This window comes from Paenibacillus sp. (assembly GCF_031177825.1).
Classification (GTDB): Bacteria; Bacillota; Bacilli; order Paenibacillales; family YIM-B00363; genus Paenibacillus_AE.
In genome coordinates, this window is record NZ_JAPSKE010000049.1 from 1 (window position 1) to 19,595 (window position 19,595).

At 60.9% G+C, this 19,595-nt stretch carries 22 protein-coding genes; 15 read left to right on the forward strand and 7 right to left on the reverse strand.

Translation table 11 applies throughout. The annotated features are described in order from the left end of the window. Window positions 1-252 precede the first annotated feature (252 nt). Window positions 253-2,160, reverse strand: a complete 1,908-nt coding sequence (locus RIN49_RS28075) for a S8 family peptidase (RefSeq protein ID WP_309123414.1) — start codon at window positions 2,158-2,160, stop codon at window positions 253-255. Window positions 2,161-2,328: 168 nt separating this feature from the next. Here RIN49_RS28075 and RIN49_RS28080 point away from each other — a divergent pair, with 168 nt between their 5' ends. From RIN49_RS28080 to RIN49_RS28095, 4 genes are all read left to right on the forward strand, one after another. After that, the gene (locus RIN49_RS28080; protein ID WP_138196070.1) at window positions 2,329-2,829 is read left to right on the forward strand and encodes a YpuI family protein; all 501 of its coding nucleotides are present in this window, start codon (window positions 2,329-2,331) and stop codon (window positions 2,827-2,829) included. Window positions 2,830-2,878: 49 nt separating this feature from the next. Next, on the forward strand, window positions 2,879-3,097 hold the full coding sequence (locus tag RIN49_RS28085; protein WP_309123415.1) for a DUF1540 domain-containing protein: 219 nt from the start codon (window positions 2,879-2,881) through the stop codon (window positions 3,095-3,097). A 44-nt stretch (window positions 3,098-3,141) separates the two neighbouring features. Beyond that, window positions 3,142-3,624 carry a hypothetical protein gene (locus tag RIN49_RS28090; protein ID WP_309123416.1) on the forward strand — a complete coding sequence of 161 codons (483 nt, stop codon included), beginning with the start codon at window positions 3,142-3,144 and terminating at the stop codon, window positions 3,622-3,624. Between the two features lie 159 nt (window positions 3,625-3,783). Then, the gene (locus RIN49_RS28095) at window positions 3,784-4,479 is read left to right on the forward strand and encodes a lytic transglycosylase domain-containing protein (RefSeq protein WP_309123417.1); all 696 of its coding nucleotides are present in this window, start codon (window positions 3,784-3,786) and stop codon (window positions 4,477-4,479) included. A gap of 118 nt (window positions 4,480-4,597) precedes the next feature. Here RIN49_RS28095 and RIN49_RS28100 read toward each other — a convergent pair whose 3' ends face one another. Further along, a complete protein-coding gene (locus RIN49_RS28100) occupies window positions 4,598-5,293 on the reverse strand; it encodes a TerC family protein (protein WP_309123418.1) in 696 nt (231 codons plus the stop codon). Between the two features lie 304 nt (window positions 5,294-5,597). On the opposite strand from RIN49_RS28100, the gene RIN49_RS28105 reads away from it, so the two are divergent. From RIN49_RS28105 to RIN49_RS28140, 8 genes are all read left to right on the forward strand, one after another. Continuing rightward, window positions 5,598-6,260 (forward strand): TerC family protein, encoded by a 663-nt coding sequence (locus RIN49_RS28105; protein ID WP_309123419.1) that lies wholly within the window; start codon window positions 5,598-5,600, stop codon window positions 6,258-6,260. 84 nt (window positions 6,261-6,344) lie between these two features. Continuing rightward, window positions 6,345-6,821, forward strand: a complete 477-nt coding sequence (locus tag RIN49_RS28110) for a hypothetical protein (RefSeq protein ID WP_309123420.1) — start codon at window positions 6,345-6,347, stop codon at window positions 6,819-6,821. 127 nt (window positions 6,822-6,948) lie between these two features. Further along, window positions 6,949-8,784, forward strand: a complete 1,836-nt coding sequence (gene typA, locus RIN49_RS28115; RefSeq protein WP_309123421.1) for a translational GTPase TypA — start codon at window positions 6,949-6,951, stop codon at window positions 8,782-8,784. Further along, the gene (locus RIN49_RS28120; protein ID WP_309123422.1) at window positions 8,781-9,083 is read left to right on the forward strand and encodes a YlaH-like family protein; all 303 of its coding nucleotides are present in this window, start codon (window positions 8,781-8,783) and stop codon (window positions 9,081-9,083) included. Before typA ends, RIN49_RS28120 begins: the two co-directional genes overlap by 4 nt. An 8-nt stretch (window positions 9,084-9,091) precedes the next feature. Then, window positions 9,092-9,496, forward strand: coding sequence for a hypothetical protein (locus RIN49_RS28125; protein ID WP_309123423.1), 405 nt, complete (start codon window positions 9,092-9,094; stop codon window positions 9,494-9,496). A 7-nt stretch (window positions 9,497-9,503) separates the two neighbouring features. Continuing rightward, window positions 9,504-9,779: a hypothetical protein gene (locus RIN49_RS28130; protein WP_138196080.1), complete on the forward strand. Its 276-nt coding sequence runs from the start codon at window positions 9,504-9,506 to the stop codon at window positions 9,777-9,779. A 14-nt stretch (window positions 9,780-9,793) separates the two neighbouring features. Then, window positions 9,794-10,918, forward strand: a complete 1,125-nt coding sequence (locus RIN49_RS28135; RefSeq protein ID WP_309123424.1) for an LCP family protein — start codon at window positions 9,794-9,796, stop codon at window positions 10,916-10,918. Window positions 10,919-11,032: 114 nt separating this feature from the next. Next, on the forward strand, window positions 11,033-11,485 hold the full coding sequence (locus tag RIN49_RS28140; RefSeq protein WP_138196082.1) for a pyridoxamine 5'-phosphate oxidase family protein: 453 nt from the start codon (window positions 11,033-11,035) through the stop codon (window positions 11,483-11,485). A gap of 50 nt (window positions 11,486-11,535) precedes the next feature. Here the strand turns inward: RIN49_RS28140 and RIN49_RS28145 are convergent, their stop codons facing one another. Further along, the gene (locus RIN49_RS28145) at window positions 11,536-12,192 is read right to left on the reverse strand and encodes a YhcN/YlaJ family sporulation lipoprotein (RefSeq protein WP_309123425.1); all 657 of its coding nucleotides are present in this window, start codon (window positions 12,190-12,192) and stop codon (window positions 11,536-11,538) included. A gap of 114 nt (window positions 12,193-12,306) precedes the next feature. Between RIN49_RS28145 and RIN49_RS28150 the strand changes: the two genes are divergently transcribed. Then, entirely contained in the window at window positions 12,307-13,638 is a 1,332-nt protein-coding gene (locus tag RIN49_RS28150; protein ID WP_309123426.1) for a PhoH family protein, read from the forward strand. Window positions 13,639-13,649: 11 nt separating this feature from the next. On the opposite strand, the gene RIN49_RS28155 is transcribed toward RIN49_RS28150, so the two are convergent. Further along, window positions 13,650-14,141, reverse strand: a complete 492-nt coding sequence (locus RIN49_RS28155) for a hypothetical protein (protein ID WP_309123427.1) — start codon at window positions 14,139-14,141, stop codon at window positions 13,650-13,652. 143 nt (window positions 14,142-14,284) lie between these two features. On the opposite strand from RIN49_RS28155, the gene RIN49_RS28160 reads away from it, so the two are divergent. Further along, complete coding sequence (locus tag RIN49_RS28160; RefSeq protein WP_309123428.1) at window positions 14,285-15,688, forward strand: extracellular solute-binding protein; 1,404 nt, start codon at window positions 14,285-14,287, stop codon at window positions 15,686-15,688. 9 nt (window positions 15,689-15,697) lie between these two features. On the opposite strand, the gene RIN49_RS28165 is transcribed toward RIN49_RS28160, so the two are convergent. Both RIN49_RS28165 and RIN49_RS28170 read right to left on the reverse strand, forming a co-directional pair. After that, window positions 15,698-16,834: a hypothetical protein gene (locus RIN49_RS28165; protein WP_309123429.1), complete on the reverse strand. Its 1,137-nt coding sequence runs from the start codon at window positions 16,832-16,834 to the stop codon at window positions 15,698-15,700. Between the two features lie 107 nt (window positions 16,835-16,941). Next, window positions 16,942-18,012: a hypothetical protein gene (locus RIN49_RS28170; protein WP_309123430.1), complete on the reverse strand. Its 1,071-nt coding sequence runs from the start codon at window positions 18,010-18,012 to the stop codon at window positions 16,942-16,944. Window positions 18,013-18,122: 110 nt separating this feature from the next. On the opposite strand from RIN49_RS28170, the gene RIN49_RS28175 reads away from it, so the two are divergent. Further along, window positions 18,123-19,277, forward strand: a complete 1,155-nt coding sequence (locus RIN49_RS28175) for a class I SAM-dependent methyltransferase (protein WP_309123431.1) — start codon at window positions 18,123-18,125, stop codon at window positions 19,275-19,277. Window positions 19,278-19,362: 85 nt separating this feature from the next. On the opposite strand, the gene RIN49_RS28180 is transcribed toward RIN49_RS28175, so the two are convergent. Next, entirely contained in the window at window positions 19,363-19,593 is a 231-nt protein-coding gene (locus tag RIN49_RS28180; RefSeq protein WP_138196089.1) for a DUF2626 domain-containing protein, read from the reverse strand. Window positions 19,594-19,595 lie beyond the last annotated feature (2 nt).

The following is a 19,595-nucleotide window of genomic DNA, read 5'->3' on the forward strand; positions in this document are numbered from 1 at the left end:
AGAGGAACGCGGCAGCTTCGCGCTGCGACCCTTGCCCGGGGTGCGTTCGGGTTGGTCGCTGGAGCGGCGCAGCAATGCGTCGCCTAGATAGATGATTGTCGCTTCAACGGTGGGAGGGCAGGTGACCCGTTACGACCACTGGAAGCACAGAACCCGGCTTACGGCAAACTTCTCTTGTCACCAGCTTTATAAGCTTTACAACGCGGAAGAGCCGTCGAACGAATCGACGGCTCTTTCTTCGCGTTGTTTTCGTTATGCTCCGAAGATCGAGCGAAGCAGCTGCTCGAGGAACGACGCTTCGCGTCCCACGGTCCGCGTTCCGGAATCATCGTCCATCGACGCTTCCTGCGGCTGCTGTCCCGTCGCCAGCTGCAGCGCTCGAGGCACGTTGATCTGCCCGTAGCCGAAATACGCGTCCTTGCCGGCCGCGCCGAGATCGACGGCGCTCTTGCGCATAATGTCGTACACCTCGGTATTTTTCAGCGACGGGTTGACCGAACGAATGAGCGCGGCTAAGGCTGAGACGTGAGGGCTGGCCATCGACGTGCCGGACAACGCGGCGTATTGGTTTTCCGTATAGGTGCTGGCGATATTTTCGCCTGGGGCGACGACGTCGACGTAGTCGCCGTAATTGCTGAACGACGCCTTCTCCTGCTGTTGGTTCGTCGCCGAGACGGCGAGCACTTCGGGATACGCGGCGGGAAATCCGGGTTGGCTCGTATTGTCGTTGCCCGTAGCGGCGATCAACACGACGTCCCGGTCGAACGCGTATCGGATCGCGTCGTGCAGGAAGCTGGCGCTGGCGTAGTTGCCGAGGCTCAGGTTAATGACCTTCGCACCGTGATCCGTCGCCCAGACGATGCCTTCCGCCACCGAATACGTGCTGCCCATTCCGGTAGAATCCAGTACCTTCACCGGCATCACCTTGTTATACCACGTCATCCCCGCGACGCCTTGCCCGTTGTCCACGAGGGCGGAGACGACGCCCGCCACATGCGTGCCGTGCCCGACGTCGTCCGCCGGCGGATTGGCCGGATCCACGACGTTATAGCCTTCCGCCAAGTGGCCCTGCAGATCGGGGTGCGACAGCGTGACCCCCGTATCGACGACGGCGACGACGACCTCTCCCGCCCCTTTAGTAACCGACCAGCCCGCAGGCGTCTGAATGATCGGCAGGTTCCACTGATACCGGCTGTACAGCTCGTCGTTCGGAACGATGTCCGGCGTCTCGTTCGTGACGTACATATAATGAGGTTCGACGTATTCCACGTTATGGTCCTTGAAGTAATCCATCAGCTGCTCGGTCGTCATGTCGCTAGAATCGAACACGTACGCGTAGCCGAGCTGCTTCACGGAGACGGCGCGCGTCTCGACGCGCATCCGTTCCAGCTGCTTCGCCGAAGGCTTGTCTTTAAAGCGGACGACGACCTCCCGTTTGCGGTAATGGCTGATGCCTTGATTTTCCTCGGGGGTGTCTACGTCGACTTCTCGGCCGGTCTTCGGATCGACGGCGCGAATGCCGAACGTCTTGTCTTCGTCGGGAAATTCGCGCAGACGCAAATTCCGCATCTGATGATTCGCTACGCGCCGGAGCACGTCTTGATGCACGAGACCGACCATGCCGCCGCTCGTTTCGCCGCCCGCCTCGTTCGCGGGTTCCCCCAGCACGAAATACAAGTCTCCGTCGTTCCCTCGAAGCGCCTTGGATTCATAACGCTCGCCCTTCGAGACGGATCGTATCGCGTCTCGGAACCGCCGCTCGGCATCCGGAACGGCGCCGCCGAGCGATCCGTCGCGGATGACGTCGCCCGACTCGAAGCCCGTCCCCTCGGCAGGCACGAAAGCCAGCGCGTGAAGATGCGGGCGTTCGGTTCTCATGTCGGCAAGCGCCCGCTTGACGTCGGCCTTCGTTCTCGGCATGTTCCGCGCCATGGAAGAGAGATCGTCGCGGCACTGCAGCCGGCACAGCTCCTCCGTCATGGCGACGTCGCTCGCGAGGATCGCGCGCTTCGCGCGATGCTCGTGCGCCGCCGTCCGGCTTATGCCGCTTGGCGCCGGGTTTTGCTCCGGCGGATCCGCCCGATTCATAAGAAAGCCGATCGGCAGCGCCAAAGCCGCGAGCCCCGCGATCAACCCCAATGGAAATTTTATCCCTTTCATGCGGTCGTTCCGCTCCCCTCTGTCGCTCGTTTTGCTGTTCTTAGGGTGTCAATTGGGATAACGGTTATTCACGCGTACTAGGAGTACCGTTTTTTCGATTTTTATGTTAGGATTGGGGTTGAGCAAGGCGCCCAACGGGCGAAATGAGTAAGGGGGAGAAATCCATTCATGGCTATCCATAACGTCCAACAATTGTGCGAAACGACGAAAGACAAATTGAAATCGGCGATCGAAGCGATCGAGCCGTTCCTTAACAGCGTAACGCTGTCGGGACTCAACCCGGATCAAGATCCGGCCATGGACGAGTTCAACCGCGGCTTCTTGTCGGACATGCGGCATTTGCTCGTATTTTCCGACGTCAACTACGAGAAGCTCGGCGTGGCGCTGCGCCGTCCGACGTTTAATAACGAATATGCGGAACGCGTATTGTACGACGTTTATCATAGCTCCGTTAACAACTTCTTCTATCCGAAGCATGAATGCTATTCCGAGGACGGCCGTTACGCCTACACCGGACAAGACGCGATTCGGTTCCGGAAGAAGCCGACGCGGGACGTTCGCGACTTGACGCTCGCCTTGTCCAAAATTTTCGAAGAGCTGCGCGAGGATTTGGCGTATTACGAGACGGACTACATTACGCAGCGACGCATGCAAGGCGAACGCGCTTAAATATTGGACGACATAATCGCCCCCTCCCGACGGGAAACCTGAGGAGGGGGTGATTGTTTTGACACAAGTCAAATGCAGCGTGTCAAACTGTGCTTTTTACAAGGAAGGCAATCGATGCGGCGCGGACTCCATTATGATCGACGTCGATAAGCACGCAAGGATGGACTTCAACGCGGAGTTCGCCGGCGAAAGCTTCGACACGGAGCATCAGGACGATGCCAAGACGTCGTCCACGACGTGCTGCCACACCTTCAAGCCGAAAGAATAACTCGAGGCGCGGCACGCTTCAGCGCCGAAGGAGGAGGGTTCGCGGTGAACGAATCGATGGAGGATCGGTCGGTCTCGGATGACGCATCGTCGTCTTTCGGTCCGGAGACCGAATTCGAGAGCGAATCGTCCGTATCGGATAAGGCGTTCTTCCAGGAGGAAGCGATCCATCCGGTAGCGGAGAAGCAGGCTGTGGAAGCGTCGGAACCGAAGGGGGAGACGGTTTCGCTGTTAGGGCCGGAGGCGCGGGATACGGAGTTCGGATCCGATCTGGCGGTCCCCGCGGGAGGGGCGTCGAACGGCGCGGCGGCACGATCGATCGATGCGGGGAAGACGATCGGCTGGGTAGGGATCCTATTAGCGATCGCGTCCTTCTTCGTCTTGGGAAGCATTCTCGGGCCGGCGGCGGTCGTAGTGGGGTTCATGGCTTTCGCGAAAGGGCGCAAGAAACTCGGCATGTGGTCGATGGGGTTAGGCATCATTTCGTTCGTTATTTTTTTGGCCGCATTACCGAACAACGCGGTGTAGCGAAAGACAGGTAAGGGGAGAACGTCGTCCGGCGCGGACGGCGTTTTTTTCCGTCGTTCGGGGCTGGTCGGATTCTCCTTGGAAAAAACGATGGAGCTACCGAGGGAAATCTTTTATAATGAGGACAACCATTACACGAATCGGAGCGATAACGTCCTTATGAGCATCAATTCCGTCGACCCTAAGCTGATCACCGCTTGGCTAAAGACGCAGTTTCTATCCACGTCCGAGATTACGTCCGCTTCGCTGGGCGGAACGGAGGTAGGCTCCGGCTCCTCGCCGGATTTCGCCGCGCTGCTGCAGCTGTTGACCGCGCAAGCCGGCAACGGCACGCTTGCGGACCGGTCGTCAGAACCTTCGGCGACGTTCGGCCTCGACGGGCTCGTCGGCGCGATGCCGCTGAGGCTGGCGGGATTGAACGGTACGACGTACGAACCAGTGGCGTCCGTCCCCGGGGACATCGACGGCATCATTCAAGAGGCGAGCGCGAAATACGGCGTAGATCCCGCGCTCGTGCGCGCGGTCATCCGCGTAGAATCCGGCTTCGACCCGACCGCGGAATCGCACGCGGGAGCGAAGGGGCTGATGCAGCTCATGGACGCGACCGCGAAATCGCTCGGCGTCTCCGACTCGTTCGACCCCGTGCAGAACGTCAACGGCGGAACGCGCTTCTTATCGTACTTGCTGACGAAATACGACGGGAACGAGGGCGTCGCGCTGGCCGCTTACAACGCCGGCCCGGGCCGGGTGGATCGACTCGGCATTCGGACGGACGCCGATCTGGCGATGGCGATGAATCGTCTGCCGAAGGAGACGCAGGCGTACGTCGGCAAAGTGCTCGGCGCGCGAGGATAAAACAAAGAAGGGGCTGTCCTAAGAGTAGGGAAATCTACTCAAGGGAACAGCCCCTTTTTTATGGAAAAAAAGCTGCCCCTAGTCATGGAAGACTGTCGGGACAGCTCTACTTCTTTCTTCAATTTAATTCGTGCTCGGTCGAAGGCTTGCCGACGACGGCTCTGGCGTTGCGGAGCTTGCCGGCGGCCAATACGCCGAGGATGACGACGACGAGGAACGCCCAGTATACCGCAGGATTCGCGAACCAATCGTGGAGGAACGGCTCGTGCGTGATCATCTTCGCCGCGGTGAAGGCCAACACGCCGGAACCGATGTAGACGATCGGCGGGAAGCGGTTGACGATCTTGATGAACAGCGTACTGCCCCAAACGACGATCGGTACCGAGACGAGCAGGCCGATCACGACAAGGATCATGTCCCCGTGGGCCGCGCCGGCGACCGCGATGACGTTGTCGAGGCCCATCGCCGCGTCGGCGATGACGATCGTCTGCACCGCCGCCCATAAGCTGTCTTTCGCTTTGACGTCTTTATGCCCTTCGTCGCTGACGAGCAGCTTATACGCGATCCAGACGAGCAGCAAGCCGCCGACCAGCTGCAGACCGGGGATCTTCAGAAGCTCTACGACGAGCACCGTGGCCACGATCCGAATCGCCACCGCGCCGAACGTTCCCCAGAAGATGGCTTTCTTCTGCTGTTCGGGCGACAGCTTCCGCGCCGCCATCCCGATGACAATGGCATTGTCTCCCGCAAGCACGAGGTCGATGAAAATGATGGTGATTAAAGCTGCCCAAAAATCCGGAGACATGATGTCCATTTTTCTCCCCACTCCTTATGAAATGTATACAAAACAAAAAGACCTCGCCTATGCGAAAGAACGCATCGGCAAAGGTCTTGCTAACAACGGTGTCCGTTGCCAACAAAGCCGGGAACGCGATGTTCCGTATTGACGACTTTGATGTGGCAGCTACTCCCCTTTTTCCAATGTCATAATTATACGCGCATGCTTCGAAGTCCGTCAAGTGCGCATTCGCCCGTCTCGAAGAACATAATCGAACGGCTTGTCACATACAATGAAACGTAGAAAAGTGGGACGAACCCGAATCGAAGGAGGAAGGCGCGTGGAAAGCCTCTTCTTGATCGTAAAGATCATTATGGTCAATATCGTGCTGAGCGGGGACAACGCGGTCGTCATCGCGATGGCGAGCAAAAACTTGCCCGCCGCTCAACGGGCGAAAGCCGTATGGTGGGGAGCGGCCGGGGCGGTCGCGCTCCGGATCGTGTTGACGGTGGCGGCGGTGTTCTTGCTGAAAATTCCGATGATCCAGCTGCTGGGCAGTTTGCTCCTGATGTACATCGCGGTGAAGCTGCTGCTCGACGACGAGGGACACGAAGACATCAAGAGCGCGGCGACGCTCGGAGCGGCCGTCTGGACGATCATCGTCGCGGACTTCGTCATGAGCCTCGACAACGTGCTGGCCATCGCGGCGATCGCCGAAGGCAACTGGCTCTTGATCGTGATCGGCATCCTGATCAGCATTCCGCTCATCGTATGGGGGAGCACGTTCGTCATGAACTTGCTTCACAAATACCCGGTCTTGATCTACATCGGGGCGGGCATCTTGGGGTTCACGGCCGGCGAGATGTTCCTGAAGGATCCTACGGCGGCGCGCTGGATCGGCGCGGAATCGCAAGCGGTCCACTGGCTGCTGCCGGCGGCCGCGGCGGCGATCGTCGTAGCGGCGGGATTATGGAAGAAACGGCGTACGGCGAAAGTAACATAGTGTGGAAATTTCGACAACATTCCGATACACTGGTAGCAAACGGCGTCGTATCCTGACGTCTACGTGTAGACGGGAGTGGTCGTAATGAAAAACCGTACGCTGCCGATTGGAATCGCCATCATCGCGGCGGGCATCTTCATCGCATTGGGCAAGCTGGGATTTTTCCAAGCGCTCGGGGCTTGGTTTTGGCCGCTGCTTCCGCTCGCCGCGGGCGGAATTCTGTTTTGGGCGGTCTGGACGAGACGGCTTCCTCCGGCGGCTTACGTGCCTGGCGCGTTCCTGGTCGGCGCTTCGATCGCGTTTTTGTTATGCGCTTGGTTCGGATGGCATTGGATGAAGGCGTTGTGGCCGCTGCTGCCGCTGTCGCTCGCCGCCGGAGCTTACCTCTTCGCCGAAGCGGAACGCATCCCGCCGCTCCGCGCGATGTCGCTCGGCGTCGGGGCGGCCTCGTTGCTCGCGCTGCTCGTGACGCTGCTCGTCTACGTGAACGGCTTCGTCGTCGCCCTCGTTCTCATCGTGGCGGGCGTCGCCGTCGTTGCAAGAAGACCGAATTTCCGCTAAAATGATTGCTTTTTCGCGCATATGCGCGTATAATTTAAAAGACTTAGGCGTAGCGTCGGATCTGTCTCCGGCGCTTCTTTTGTGAACAGATACAGACATAAATCCAATTGGAGTGGAGAATACAAACATGATTTCAAGGGACAAAATTCGTAACATCGCCATCATCGCGCACGTCGACCATGGCAAAACGACGCTCGTCGATAAATTGCTGCAACAAGCGGGCACCTTCCGCGAGAACGAAGCCGTCGTCGAACGCGCCATGGACTCGAACGATTTGGAACGCGAGCGCGGCATTACGATCTTGGCGAAAAACACCGGGGTTATGTATAAGGACCATTTGATCAATATCGTGGATACGCCGGGACACGCCGATTTCGGCGGCGAGGTCGAACGGATTATGAAGATGGTCGACGGCGTACTGCTCGTCGTAGACGCGTTCGAAGGCTGCATGCCGCAGACGAAATTCGTCCTGCGCAAGGCGCTGGAAGCGCATCTGACGCCGATCGTCGTCGTCAACAAGATCGACCGTCCGAACGCGAGACCGGCCGAAGTCATCGACGAAGTGCTCGACTTGTTCATCGAGCTCGGCGCGGACGACGATCAGCTCGAATTCCCGGTCGTGTACGCTTCGGGCCTCGTCGGTACGTCGGGTCTCGAGCCGGACGCGCAAGAGCCTACGATGCAGCCGATGTTCGAGACGATCCTGTCGTCGATCCCGTCGCCGACCGAGAGCACGGTAGACCCGCTGCAATTCTTGGTTACGCTGCTCGACTACAACGAATACCTCGGCCGCATCGCCGTCGGCCGCATTAACCGCGGCACGATTCGCGCGGGCCAATCCGTCGCGGTGCTCGACCGCGAAGGCAAGCAGCGCACGGCGCGCATCGAGAAGCTGTTCGGCTTCCAAGGGCTGAAGCGCATCGAGATCGAAGAAGCCGGCGCGGGCGAGATCGTCGCCATCGCGGGAATTAAAGAAATCAACATCGGCGAGACGATCGCCGATCCGGCGAACCCGGAGCAGCTTCCGGTGCTCACGATCGACGAGCCGACGCTGCAGATGACGTTCCTCGTCAACAACTCGCCGTTCGCGGGCCGCGAAGGCAAATGGGTCACGTCCCGGAAGCTTCGCGATCGTCTGTATAAGGAGCTTGAAACCGACGTCGCGCTTCGCGTAGAAGACACCGACAGCCCGGACGCCTTCGTCGTCAGCGGCCGCGGCGAGCTGCACCTCGGCATCCTGATCGAAAACATGCGCCGCGAAGGCTACGAGCTCCAGGTTTCGAAGCCGGAAGTCATCGTCAAGGAAGTCGACGGCGTAAAGATGGAGCCGATCGAGCGATTGCTCATCGACGTGCCGGAAGAGAGCATGGGCGCCGTCATGGAGAGCCTCGGCTCCCGGAAGGCCGACATGGTTAACATGACGAACAACGGCAGCGGCAACGTTCGGATCGAGTTTTTGATTCCTTCCCGCGGATTGATCGGCTATCGGACGGATTTCCTGACGCTGACGCGCGGGTACGGCATTATGAACCATGCATTCGACTCTTACGGTCCCTATGCGGGCGCGGGCGTCGGCGGACGCCACCAAGGCGTGCTCGTGGCGAGCGAAACCGGAACGGCGACGTTTTACGGCATGATGTCCGTCGAAGACCGCGGAATCCTGTTCCTCAACCCGGGCACGGAGGTATACGAAGGCATGCTCGTCGGCGAGCATAACCGCGACAACGACATCATCGTCAACATCTGTAAGGAGAAGGCGCTGTCCAACGTTCGCTCCGCGTCGAAGGACGATACGGTCCGCCTGAAAACGCCGCGTCTCATGAGCTTGGAGCAGGCGCTCGAGTATCTGAACGATGACGAGTATTGCGAAATTACGCCGAAATCGATCCGTCTTCGCAAGAAGCTCCTCAATAAGAGCGAACGGGAGCGGGCGGAAAAAAATAAGAAGTTGGTCAACACATGAACGAATGGCTCTTTGAGCACGTTTGGATCACGTACGCCATCATCTACGTGCTCGTAACTTACGTGTACAATAAGGTGTTTCGCGTTCGGAAGCTGCCGTTGCTCAAGGACGCGATCATCTACGTCTTGATCGGGATCGGGACGTTCGTCCTGCTCGTCTTCCAACTGTTCGGCTTGCCGATCGTCTTATGCCTGCTCGTCGCGGTCGGTCTGATGCTGCTCGTACGCGTGCGGTACTTCGTGGAAGACCGGCAGAAGCGCAGAGCGGAAGACGAAGGACAAAGCGAAGCGAAAGGGTAGATGAGCCGATGTCGGGATATTGGCTGACGCCGATCCAGGGGAACGATCCGGCGGTGCTGTCGAAGGAGCGGATCCGGCTGTCGCCGGAGGAAGGCGAGGCGCTTCGCCGGCTCGCCGCCGAAGCTCACCCTAGACTGCTGCCCAGCTTTAAGCTGGCGATGCTGCTCGGCGACGACGATGACGCTTGCGGATTCGGCCCTCCGGCGGAGGCGCTTCGGCTCGACGAAGACGTCGACGTCGCGTTAACGGGTCCGCTCGCCGTCTCGCATTGCGGGGCGGCGTTCCTGGATCGGCTGCCTTCTCCGGCGGAGGCGCTCGCTCTCGCAGCGGCGCTCCCGCCGGTTTCGCATGTCCGGACGCTTCTCGGTTGGTGGCGCGAGGGCAGACAAGCCATGCTGTTGAAAGAGGAGTGAACGAAACATGCGGCTCGAGGACGCGATCTTTAACTGGCTTCAAATCAAACTCGTCGAGGAAGGCCGCCCGGACGACAACGCCGCCCGGGAGACGGTCGCCTTCTTCGAACAAGTGCTCAGAGAAGACCATGGTCTGGAGTTATTTGCAATTGGCAACGTCGACGACACGATGTATCATGTTAATTATGTAAAGGAAGGCAAGAAGAAGACGCGGATGATCGACCGGGAATCGGCCGAACAGCTGCTCGTCGACATCAACGCCAATCCGAAATATAACGAATAGACCAAGGTGAGAACATGACGAATCCGAATTCTACGTTGCCGCCTCGCGGCGATAAGGCGGTCATCCGGTCGCCGAAACCCGCGAAGTCGCGGGGACTTAGTTTGTTTAAGGGCGTCATCATCCTGATGGTGATCGCGCTGCTGGCGCTGGTGGGGTACGGCGTATGGTTGTTCTTGCAGGCGAAAGACGTCGTCGCGGACATCGGCACGCCGGAGGTCGTCGCGCCGGAGGATCGCGCCAGCGAGCGGCCGATCTCGATGCTGCTGCTCGCCACCGACTATCGGGAGGAGCTGCGCAGCGCCAATACCGACACGATCATGGTCGCGACGCTGAACCCGAACAGCAAGACGGCGACGCTCGTCTCGATCCCGCGCGACACGTACATCGACCCGGAAGGGCTGAAGCCGAACAAAGCGAACAGCTTTTATGCCACTTATTTATACGGCAGCCTGAAGGAAGCCCCGAAGGACAAAGACGAACGCCAGAAGTACGCGATGGAGAAAATCAAGGAGCTGTACGGCGATTACCTCGACGTGCCGATCGATTACGTCACCGTCATCGACTTCCAGACGTTCGTCGACGTCGTGAACGCCTACGGGGGCCTGACGATCGACGTCGATCAGAACATGTGTTATCGCGACCGCGCGGACGGCACGAATATCGATCTTCAAGCGGGCGTTCAGGACCTCGACGGGCAGCAAGCGCTCGACTTCGTCCGCTATCGCAAGTCGTCGTCCAGCTGCAGCCCGAGAACGCCGGAGTCGAACGACTTCGAACGGAACGCGCGCCAGCAGCAGGTCATCTCGAAGCTGTTCGAGAAGATGAAGACGCCCCAAGGATTGTTGAAGGTCGGCGGGGTGTTCGATGCGGTGTCGAACAATGTCAAGACGAATATTCCTTCCGCGCAAATCGAAAGCATGATTCAAACATATATCACGATCGACAACGATAAAATAGAGTACATCCACTTAGAGGGCAAGTGGGACGGTCAGTACGTCCGACTGTCGTCCGAAGACGTGGAGGAAGCGTCCGTTCATCTCAACGACCAGCTGCTCGAAGACGGCCCGCCGCCGGCGGATCCCGTCCCGTCGGAAGGGGAAGCGAACGCGGCCGGCGAGGCGTCCGAAGCGGCGGAATAACGCTGGTTCGGATGCGGCGGACGGCACGGAATGCGGCTGTCGCGCCGGTCCGGGCTATGCTATAATGAGGGTACGGACGGCAACACATGGTATGACTGGGAGGCTAACGGACACATGTCGGAAGTCGTAACGGTTTTGTCACAGGAATTGATCGACCAATTCCAGAAAGAAAAGCTCGTCCTCTTGAGCACGATCGACGCGGAGAGCGGCGGTCCGGCGACGAGCGCGATCTCGTGGGTATTCGCGCCGAACGAGAAGACGGTGCGCTTCGCCGTGGACGGACGGTCTCGGATCGTGTCGAACGTAAGAGCGAACGCGCGGGTGAACGCGACGTTGTTCGCGGAAGGCAGCGTGCACGCGGTGTACGGGGCCGCGAAGATCGTCACGGAGAAGCTCGAAGACGTCCCTTTCGCCTTGGTGTGCATCGACATCGAGGTCGAAGCGGTTCGCGACGCTATGTTCTATGGCGCGCGCATCTCCGTCGAGCCGGAATATGAAAAAACGTATGACAAGCGCGCGGCCGAGAAGCTGGACAACCAGGTGTTCGCCGCCATGAAGAAAGCCTAGTCGACATTCGACTAGGCTTTCTGTGTTCTTCGCGCAAGTTTCGACGCGGTTCAACGAGAATTGGGGTGATCCGCGAAATCTCGATTGTCTCTCGGTTCGCCGGCATTCGACGGCAGATTCGATTGACCGTCGCGGGACGATTCGATCTCCTTCACGCCCTGTTCCTGCGTCGCGGCTTTCGGATCGTTAGGCACCTGTCTTCGCTGTTCGATGTCTCTCGGCAGCTGCGGTACGATGCGTCCGACGATGTCCGCGAGCTCCTCGGCGATGCCCTGCATCGGCCGCCCGTTCTGCATATCTTGGCGAATTTCTTGAAGGCGGTGATTTAAATCCATATCGGCGGTCACGATGGCGTTGATGCCTACGGGATCCTTCCGCAGCGCCTCCGCCACGGCGTATTTGATCGTTCCGACGCGGGTCCGTTCGACGTCGCCGCCGACATCGATGCCGACGATGGCCGTATCGCCCACGATGACGCAATTGGCATGTTTTACCTCTTGAATGCTCTCGGCCAGCTGCTCGAGCCGCGCTTCGGTCGCGCGGGAACGTTCTTCGTCCCGTTCGGGGGCCGATTGCTGCACCCGAACCCGATACGTATCGTCCGTCTGCTTCGCTTCGGCGCCGGCTCCGCCGTTCCCCGAGCAAGCGGAGACGACGGTCAGCGTGAGGAAGAGCGTGCCCGACAGTCCAAGGAATTGCTTGCGCATCTCGGTTCCGTCCTTTCGGGAAAATGTATTTTCTATGCAGGTAGTGTTCTCTTTATCCGTTCCGACTATGTATTTCCCGAACCGCTAACCGATCTTGCTATGGAGGGAATTGCGATGAAGAAAATTTACGTGCTGGATACGAACGTGCTGCTCCATGATCCGAATGCCATCTACGCGTTCGAAGACAACGACGTTATCATCCCGGCGGTCGTGCTCGAAGAAATCGATACGAAGAAGCGCAACGCCGACGAGATCGGGCGCAACGCCAGATACGTCTCGAGGCTGTTGGACGGATTAAGGGATAAAGGACGGCTGCATGACTCGATTTTGTTGGACAACGGCGGAACGCTCAAGGTCGAGCTGAACCATAAAAGCTTCTCCCGCATGCAGGAGTTGTTCGGCGAATCGACCGTCGACAACCGCATCTTGGCGGTGGCGCTCAATTATTACTACGAAGAACAAGAAAATCCGAATCCGAAGCCGGTCGTCATCGTCAGCAAGGACGTCCTCGTTCGTATTAAAGCGGACGTGCTGGGGCTGCGCGCAGAGGATTATTTGAACGATAGAACGGTCGGCTTGTCCGACCTGTACACGGGATATTTCACGCTGAAGGTGCACCCGTCGGTCATCGACGAATTTTATTCGTACCGCTTCTTGCCGGTGTCGGCCGTGTCGACGTACACGTCGCTATATCCGCATACGTTCGTCATTCTGAAGGATGAGATGGGGTCGTCGAAGTCTGCGCTGCTGAAGGTGAACGCGGACGGCAAGAAGCTCGAGCCGCTGTATTTAAGCAACGATCCGGTCTGGGGCATCTCGGCTCGCAACGCCCAGCAGCGGATGGCGATGGAGCTGCTGCTGAACGACGACGTGCCGCTCGTGACGCTGACGGGCAAGGCGGGTACGGGGAAGACGCTGCTCGCGCTCGCCGCGGGGCTGATGAAGGTGGAGGACGAACGGAAATATAAGAAGCTGCTCATCGCGCGTCCCGTCGTACCGATGGGGAAGGATATCGGCTATCTGCCGGGCGAGAAGGAGGAGAAGCTGCGGCCGTGGATGCAGCCGGTGTACGACAATTTGGAGTATTTATTCGATACGAAGAAGAGCGGGGATATCGATAAAATATTGGCGGGCCTCACGAGCATTCAAGTCGAGGCGCTGACGTACATTCGGGGCCGTTCGATTCCGGGACAGTTCATCATTATCGACGAAGCGCAAAACTTGTCCCGTCACGAGGTCAAGACGATCGTCTCGCGCGTCGGGGAGGGCAGCAAAATCGTATTGATGGGCGATCCGGAACAGATCGACCATCCGTATCTCGACGCGACGAGCAACGGCCTGACGCATGTCGTCGAACGGTTCAAATCCGAATCGCTGTCCGGGCATATTACGTTGGAGAAGGGCGAGCGTTCGCACCTGGCGCAGCTCGCCGCCGATTTACTGTAAATCGGTTTCTCTTAGGAAAATTGTACCGACGCACCGTACCGCGAGGCGATCCCTTCGATCGTCTCGCGGAGATGCGTTTCCGCGAAGTACGTCTTCTCCAACGCGGCATCCCCGTCGGATGCGAAGACGACGAACTCTTCGATCTGCAGCAGGGCGGGCGCGAGCTCCGCGCCCGCCGGCTGGGGATCGGCGAAGCGGAAGCGCGCGACGCGGTCCGCGTACAGGTAGGCGTATCCGAACTTGCTGACGAAGCCGAAGTCTTCCGCCCGCGCGTCGAGCTCCGTTCCGTCCGGGAGCAGCCATAACGCGATCGGTTCCCAATCGACGTTGTATTTCGCCAAGACGCCGGCGACGTTGTCGCGCTGCCGCTCGTCGTCCACGACGATGAGCTCCTTGTCCCGATCGAACACCGTCGCCGCCCCGGCGAGCGCCTTCACGATTTGGGAGTAGTACCCCGCGCGTTTCCCCTCGGGCAAGTCCATTTGCAAGCCGTATTTCAACATTCGTTTCTTCCTCCGCCTTTCCCGAAATGTTCCGATATAGGTCGCAAGACATCATTCTAAAGCAGTCTTCCTTGTAACACAAATGAAATCCACGCCGCCTCCGACTTCTGGTAAGATGGGAGTAGGCGGGAGGGAACGCATTGATGCGCAAATGGTTCGTCATCGTCATGGCCGCTTTCGGCATGACGTTATTTATGTTGCTCGGCCTCGGCGACGTCGCGCGCGTCGAAGCGCCCGACCCGTTCGGGACGACGGCCGCGCCGGAGACGGGCGCGCCGGACGAGGCGACGGCGCCCCGCGTCGCGCTCCGGGCGGTCGTCTCCTTGGAGGCCGGCACGTTCGAAGGACTGCGTCGCGCGACGGAGCGTTACGAGTCGCTTCGTCCGAATGTAGTCGTCTCGCTGCAGAACGTTGCCGCGGACGAGCTCCGAGGGAGCGTGCGAACATCGACGGAAACGGGCGATGCGCCCGATATTATGTTATATCCGACGGAATGGGTACGCCGCGAAGCGGCGGAAGGGCGTCTGTTGTCCTTGGACGACTATGTCCCGGCCGAGCGGCAGTCGCAGTGGTTCGAGACGGTGCGGGGCGCGGTGCGTTGGAACGGCTACTTATGGGGCGTTCCGGCGGACTGGGACCCGTACGTCTTCGTGTTCCGAGAGGACGACGCGTTCGGCTCGACGATCGCGGAAGCGCCCCCCACGGCGTCCGCTTGGCTCGACTATGCGGACGGCGGCGGCGCGACGGCGGAATACGGCGCGGCGCTGCTGCGGCATTGGTCGGCGCGGCACGAGGACGGAGCCGACGTGGCCGGCGAGGGCGGAGCGGACGCGAGGCTTGCCGGAGCCGACGAGAGCCCGGCGGACGTCGAAGAGCCGGATGCGGTCGCTGCCGCGACCGGCGAAGCCGAACCGGCGGAGGCCGACGACGGGACGCCGGCGAATGCCGGCGCGGAAGAGGCGCCACAAGAAGAGGCGCTCGCCGATCCGTCCGCGACGCAATCGTCGGGAACGGAGGCGAGCGCCGATGCGGCGCCGATCCGCGGCACCGCCGCCGCGGTGGCCAGAGGGGAGGCGGCATGGGCGCTTGCGCCGCTCAGCCAAGCGTTGGCGGCGCAAGCGGCGGAGCCGTCGGCCCGTCTCGCGGCGGCGGCGTTCGTGCCCGACCCGGAAGTCGCCGGCGGGCTGCCGCCCTTCGCGGGACGCAGCTACGTCGTCTCGCCGGCGACGGACCATGCGGCCGAAGCGGCGGACTGGATCCGCTTCGTGACCGACGCATCGACCGTGGAGGAGTATGACACCGTGGGCGGCGAACGGTGGCCCGTCACCCGGTCGTCGTTCGGTCTGCCGTCTTCGTTCGCGAGCGGGGCGCCGACGGTGCTCGGCGCGGCCGGGCCGGCCGGAGCCTTGGCGCTGCCCGATGCGAACGGGCTCGACGAGAGAGGCGCGCTGAACGCGCTGCGTCCGCTGATTCGGATGATCGATGCGGCGCGCGCGTCGTACGGCACGCCGCCCGAGGAGCTTCCGCCTTCGGGAGACGTGCCGTAAGGGCGAGGCTTAGGAGCGCGAAGCGAAGTTGAAGCTGAGCTTCACGCGCATGAGCCCTTCTTCGTTGGCGAGCTCCGACACGGTTAAGCCGGCGACGAGCTTGCCGGGCTCGAACGAGAGATCGAATCGATTTTGCAGCTCCGTCCTCGTCGTATCCGGCAGCTGATAGCCGTTGAACGCGACGCTGTCGATTTGGAAGCGGAGCGTATTTTCCGGTTCCTTTTCCAATATGTACATCCCTTGAAGCGTTGCAGCGTTGTCGCCGATGCCGCCGGTCACCGACATGCCGGAGGGCCCGAAGCCGAAGTCGAAGCCTTCGAACAGCTCGTTCCGCTCCCGCAAGAAGGCGTTGAACGCTTCGTCGGTAAGTCTGATTTCCATCGACGCGCCGCTCACCGTCATGAGCGTCGGGTCGGACAACAGCTCCGGCAAATCCTGCATCGCCGCGCTCAGCGCCGTCAGTACGTCCTCGAACAGCGGCACCCCTTCTTCTTCCCACGCGCGGGTCGTCGCTTCGATCGCGGCCAGCTGCGCCTGGCGCTCGAGCTCGGTCAGCTCCGCCAGTTTCCGATCCAACTCCGCTTGCTCCTCGATCAACCTCGTTCGCTGGCGTTCGTGCTCGGCAATGACGAATTGGAGGCGATCTTGCCGCGCGGCCAGTTCCGCGAGCAGCTCCTGCTGTTCGCGATACGCTTCGCGATACGTCTCCAGCGTCCGGAAGTCGTTCGTCACGATCGCTTGCAAATAGTCGACGGCGACCAACACTTCGCCCAGCGAACGCATCTGGAACACTAACATCCACAATCGATCCCGCTGCCCCATATAGTAAGCCCGGAGGATTTTGCCGGCGGCGGCCGTGCGCGCGTCCAGTACGTCTTTCTGGCGGTCGATCGCGTCTTCCTGCAGCGCAATGGATTCGTCGACGCTCGCTTCTTCCGCCTTGAGGCGAACCAGTTCCTTGTCCAGCTCGTGGATCGTCAAGCCTTGCTGCACGAACGTCGACGCGTCGTTCGTCACGGCCGTCGCTTGCGCGGCGGGCCGTTCTTCCGCAGCGGGCTGAGGCAAGGCCGGACCGGCGAACGCAGGAACGGCCGCGCTCGTTATCGTCAGCGCCAAAGCCAATCCGGCGCCGAACCACTTCCGCATACTCTCCACCGCCCGTCCTAAATGTCGTTATTCTTTATGCCTATCGTTTTCCGACCGCTTGCATGACAAAAACCCTCGAAAAGCGAGTCGCTTTTCGAAGGGCTTCGTCACGGGTTCGCCGCTTCGGCGCCTGACAGCAAAAAGGCGAGCACGTCCTTGAACGGAATGACGTTCGCGGGCACCGTCTTCGTCATCTCCGGCGAGCCGTTCGGCTCCGTCAGCCGTATGGCGTACGCGAAGCGATTCGAGGGGGCGTTCTCCGCCGCGGAACTCGCGTCCGTCGCGCCTCCGCCTTCGGACGACGCCTTCGCGCCGCGGACGACGTCGAGCTCGACGGCTTGGTCGACGACGTACCCGTTCTCGTCGAGCTCGATCGCGATGCTTCCGCCCGCCGCAAGCGCGAACGAGGCGTCGCCCGCGATCGACAGGCGGTTCGCGCCGAGCTCCGGCGGGAGCCGCTCCGCCCATGCCGCGTAGCCTTCGCGGAACGCCGCCGCGAGATGTTCGGCGTTCTCTTCCGTCACTTCGACGACGAAGCGGCGCGGTTCCTCCTCCGGATCGCTCTCCGCGTCGCCGCCGTCGCCGTCGAGGGCGACGTCCGGCGTCCGAATCCATTGCGGATCGACGCGTTCGACGATGGCGTAGACCAAGTCGTCGAAGGCGGCGGCGGCGTCCAGCAGCGGCCGGATCGGCAGCGGGCCGGTTCCTGCTTCGGCAACGGACAGGTCGATGGCGAAATATTCGTCCGGCGCGTTCACCGGGGGGATGCTGACGTAGAATAAGCCGTCTTGCGCGAGCAGCGGAACGGTTTGCGCCGCCGCTCCTTCGCCGCCGGCGTCCCCTCCGAAGCGTATGTCCGCTTCGAGCCGCAGCGGGTCCCGGTACAGGACGCCGCCCCAGGACAGTCCGTCGCCGAGCGTCGGCAGCAGCGCCGCCGGCCCGGCAGCGGCCGTCGGTTCGCCCTCCGAAGGGAAGGCGAACGAGCCTTCGAATCGGTAATTCTCTAAGGAGGCGTTCCTCTCGTATGCATCCGCGATCCGGGCCTTCCACGCCTCGCCTTCGGCCGCGTAATCGCGGGCCGGCGTCCGTTCGCAGCCGGCGAGCAGCGCAAGCAGGGCGACGGCGAAGGCGGCCGCCCGAAGCAGCGGTATCCGTTCCGCGCGTACGATATTCTTCATAAACGTGTGACTCCTCCCTTAAAGCCTAGTATTATTATAACGACGGCGCCGTCTTTTGTCTGTACGGGACGGATGCGAAACGATGGGAAATCGGGAAGGGGCGAACCGACATGACGGAGCGGCGCAATCGGGCGGTGGAGGAAGCGCTCGCCGAACGGCTGCAGCTTCAAGGCGGACGGATGACGTTCGCCGACTATATGGAATTATGTTTATACCTCCCTGAGGCCGGGTATTACCAACGGAACGAGCCGAAGCTCGGCAAGAACGGGGATTTCTATACGAGCGCGCATATCGGCTCCTTCATGGGCGGCTGCATCGCGGCGAGTCTCGATGCGGCCGCCCGGCGGCTGGCGCCGGACGGCGGAGACGTCGCCATCGTGGAATGGGGCGGGGGCGACGGGCGGCTCGCCGAAGCGGTGCTCTCCGAGCTGCGGGACGTCTACCCGGACACGTACGCCAGGATTCGATTTCTTGGGGCGGAGGGCAGTCCGTACCATCGCGCGCTGCAGCGGGAGCGGCTGCGCGGACACGAGGATAAGATCGAGGGCATCGTCGAACCGGGCGACGACCTCGTCGAGCGGGCGCTCCGGGACTCGGCGACGCTAATCTTCGCGAACGAGCTGTTGGACGCTTTCCCGGTTCGCCGGTTGGTTCGAGCTCGGGGCGAGTGGATGGAGCTTTACGTCGAAGGCGATCCGGAGGAAGGCGCGCTGCGGGAGACGCCGGGGCCGATCCTCGACGAGCGTCTTGCGGCGTGGCTGGCGGCGCATCCGGTGCGCGGCAAGGAGGGGCAAATCATCGAGGTCGGCCTCGCCGGACTCGAATGGCTCTCGGCGCTCGGCCGGAAGCTGCGGCGCGGCTTCGTGCTGCTGGCGGACTACGGCGACGTGTCCGCAGAGTTGTACGCGCCGCACCGGATGGCGGGCACGCTGCTCGCCTATCGCAAGCACGCCGTCGACGAAGCGTGGTTCCGCGCGCCGGGCGAGCAAGACTTGACGGCGCACGTAAATTTCGAGTGGTGCGCGGCCGTCGCGAGCGAAGCGGGCTTCGGCGAGGTCGGCGTGACGACGCAGAAGTCGTTCCTCGTCGAGCGCGGCATCTTGCGCAAGCTGCGCGATCACGACGGAACGGACCCGTTCTCTTCAGAGGCGAGAGCGAATCGGGCGATCCGGCAGCTGCTGCTGAGCGACGGGATGAGCGAGCTGTTCAAGGTGATGACGATGTGGAAGGGCGTAGAGGCGGAATCGTCGGAGGAAGCCGACTAAACGGGGCGATCCGGCCGCAGCCGCCCGACACAAAAAAGAAGGGCTGTCCGAGATCGCGCCTCGGACAGCCCTTCTTTCGCATTTTCTAGATATCCATCTTGAAGAAAGACCAGTACGTGAATCCCGTGAACGAAAGGATCATGTACCCCCAGAACAGGAGTATGTAGGTCCGTTCCTTCAAATTCATGTAACCCAAAATGACGAAAGCGGCCGTCTGGAAAAAGAACAGCAAGGCCATCGTGTACATATCGCCCGCTAACGCCATCAAGCCGATGACGAGGGTCCAGAAGCCGAGAACGCGAAACATGCGCGGCATGA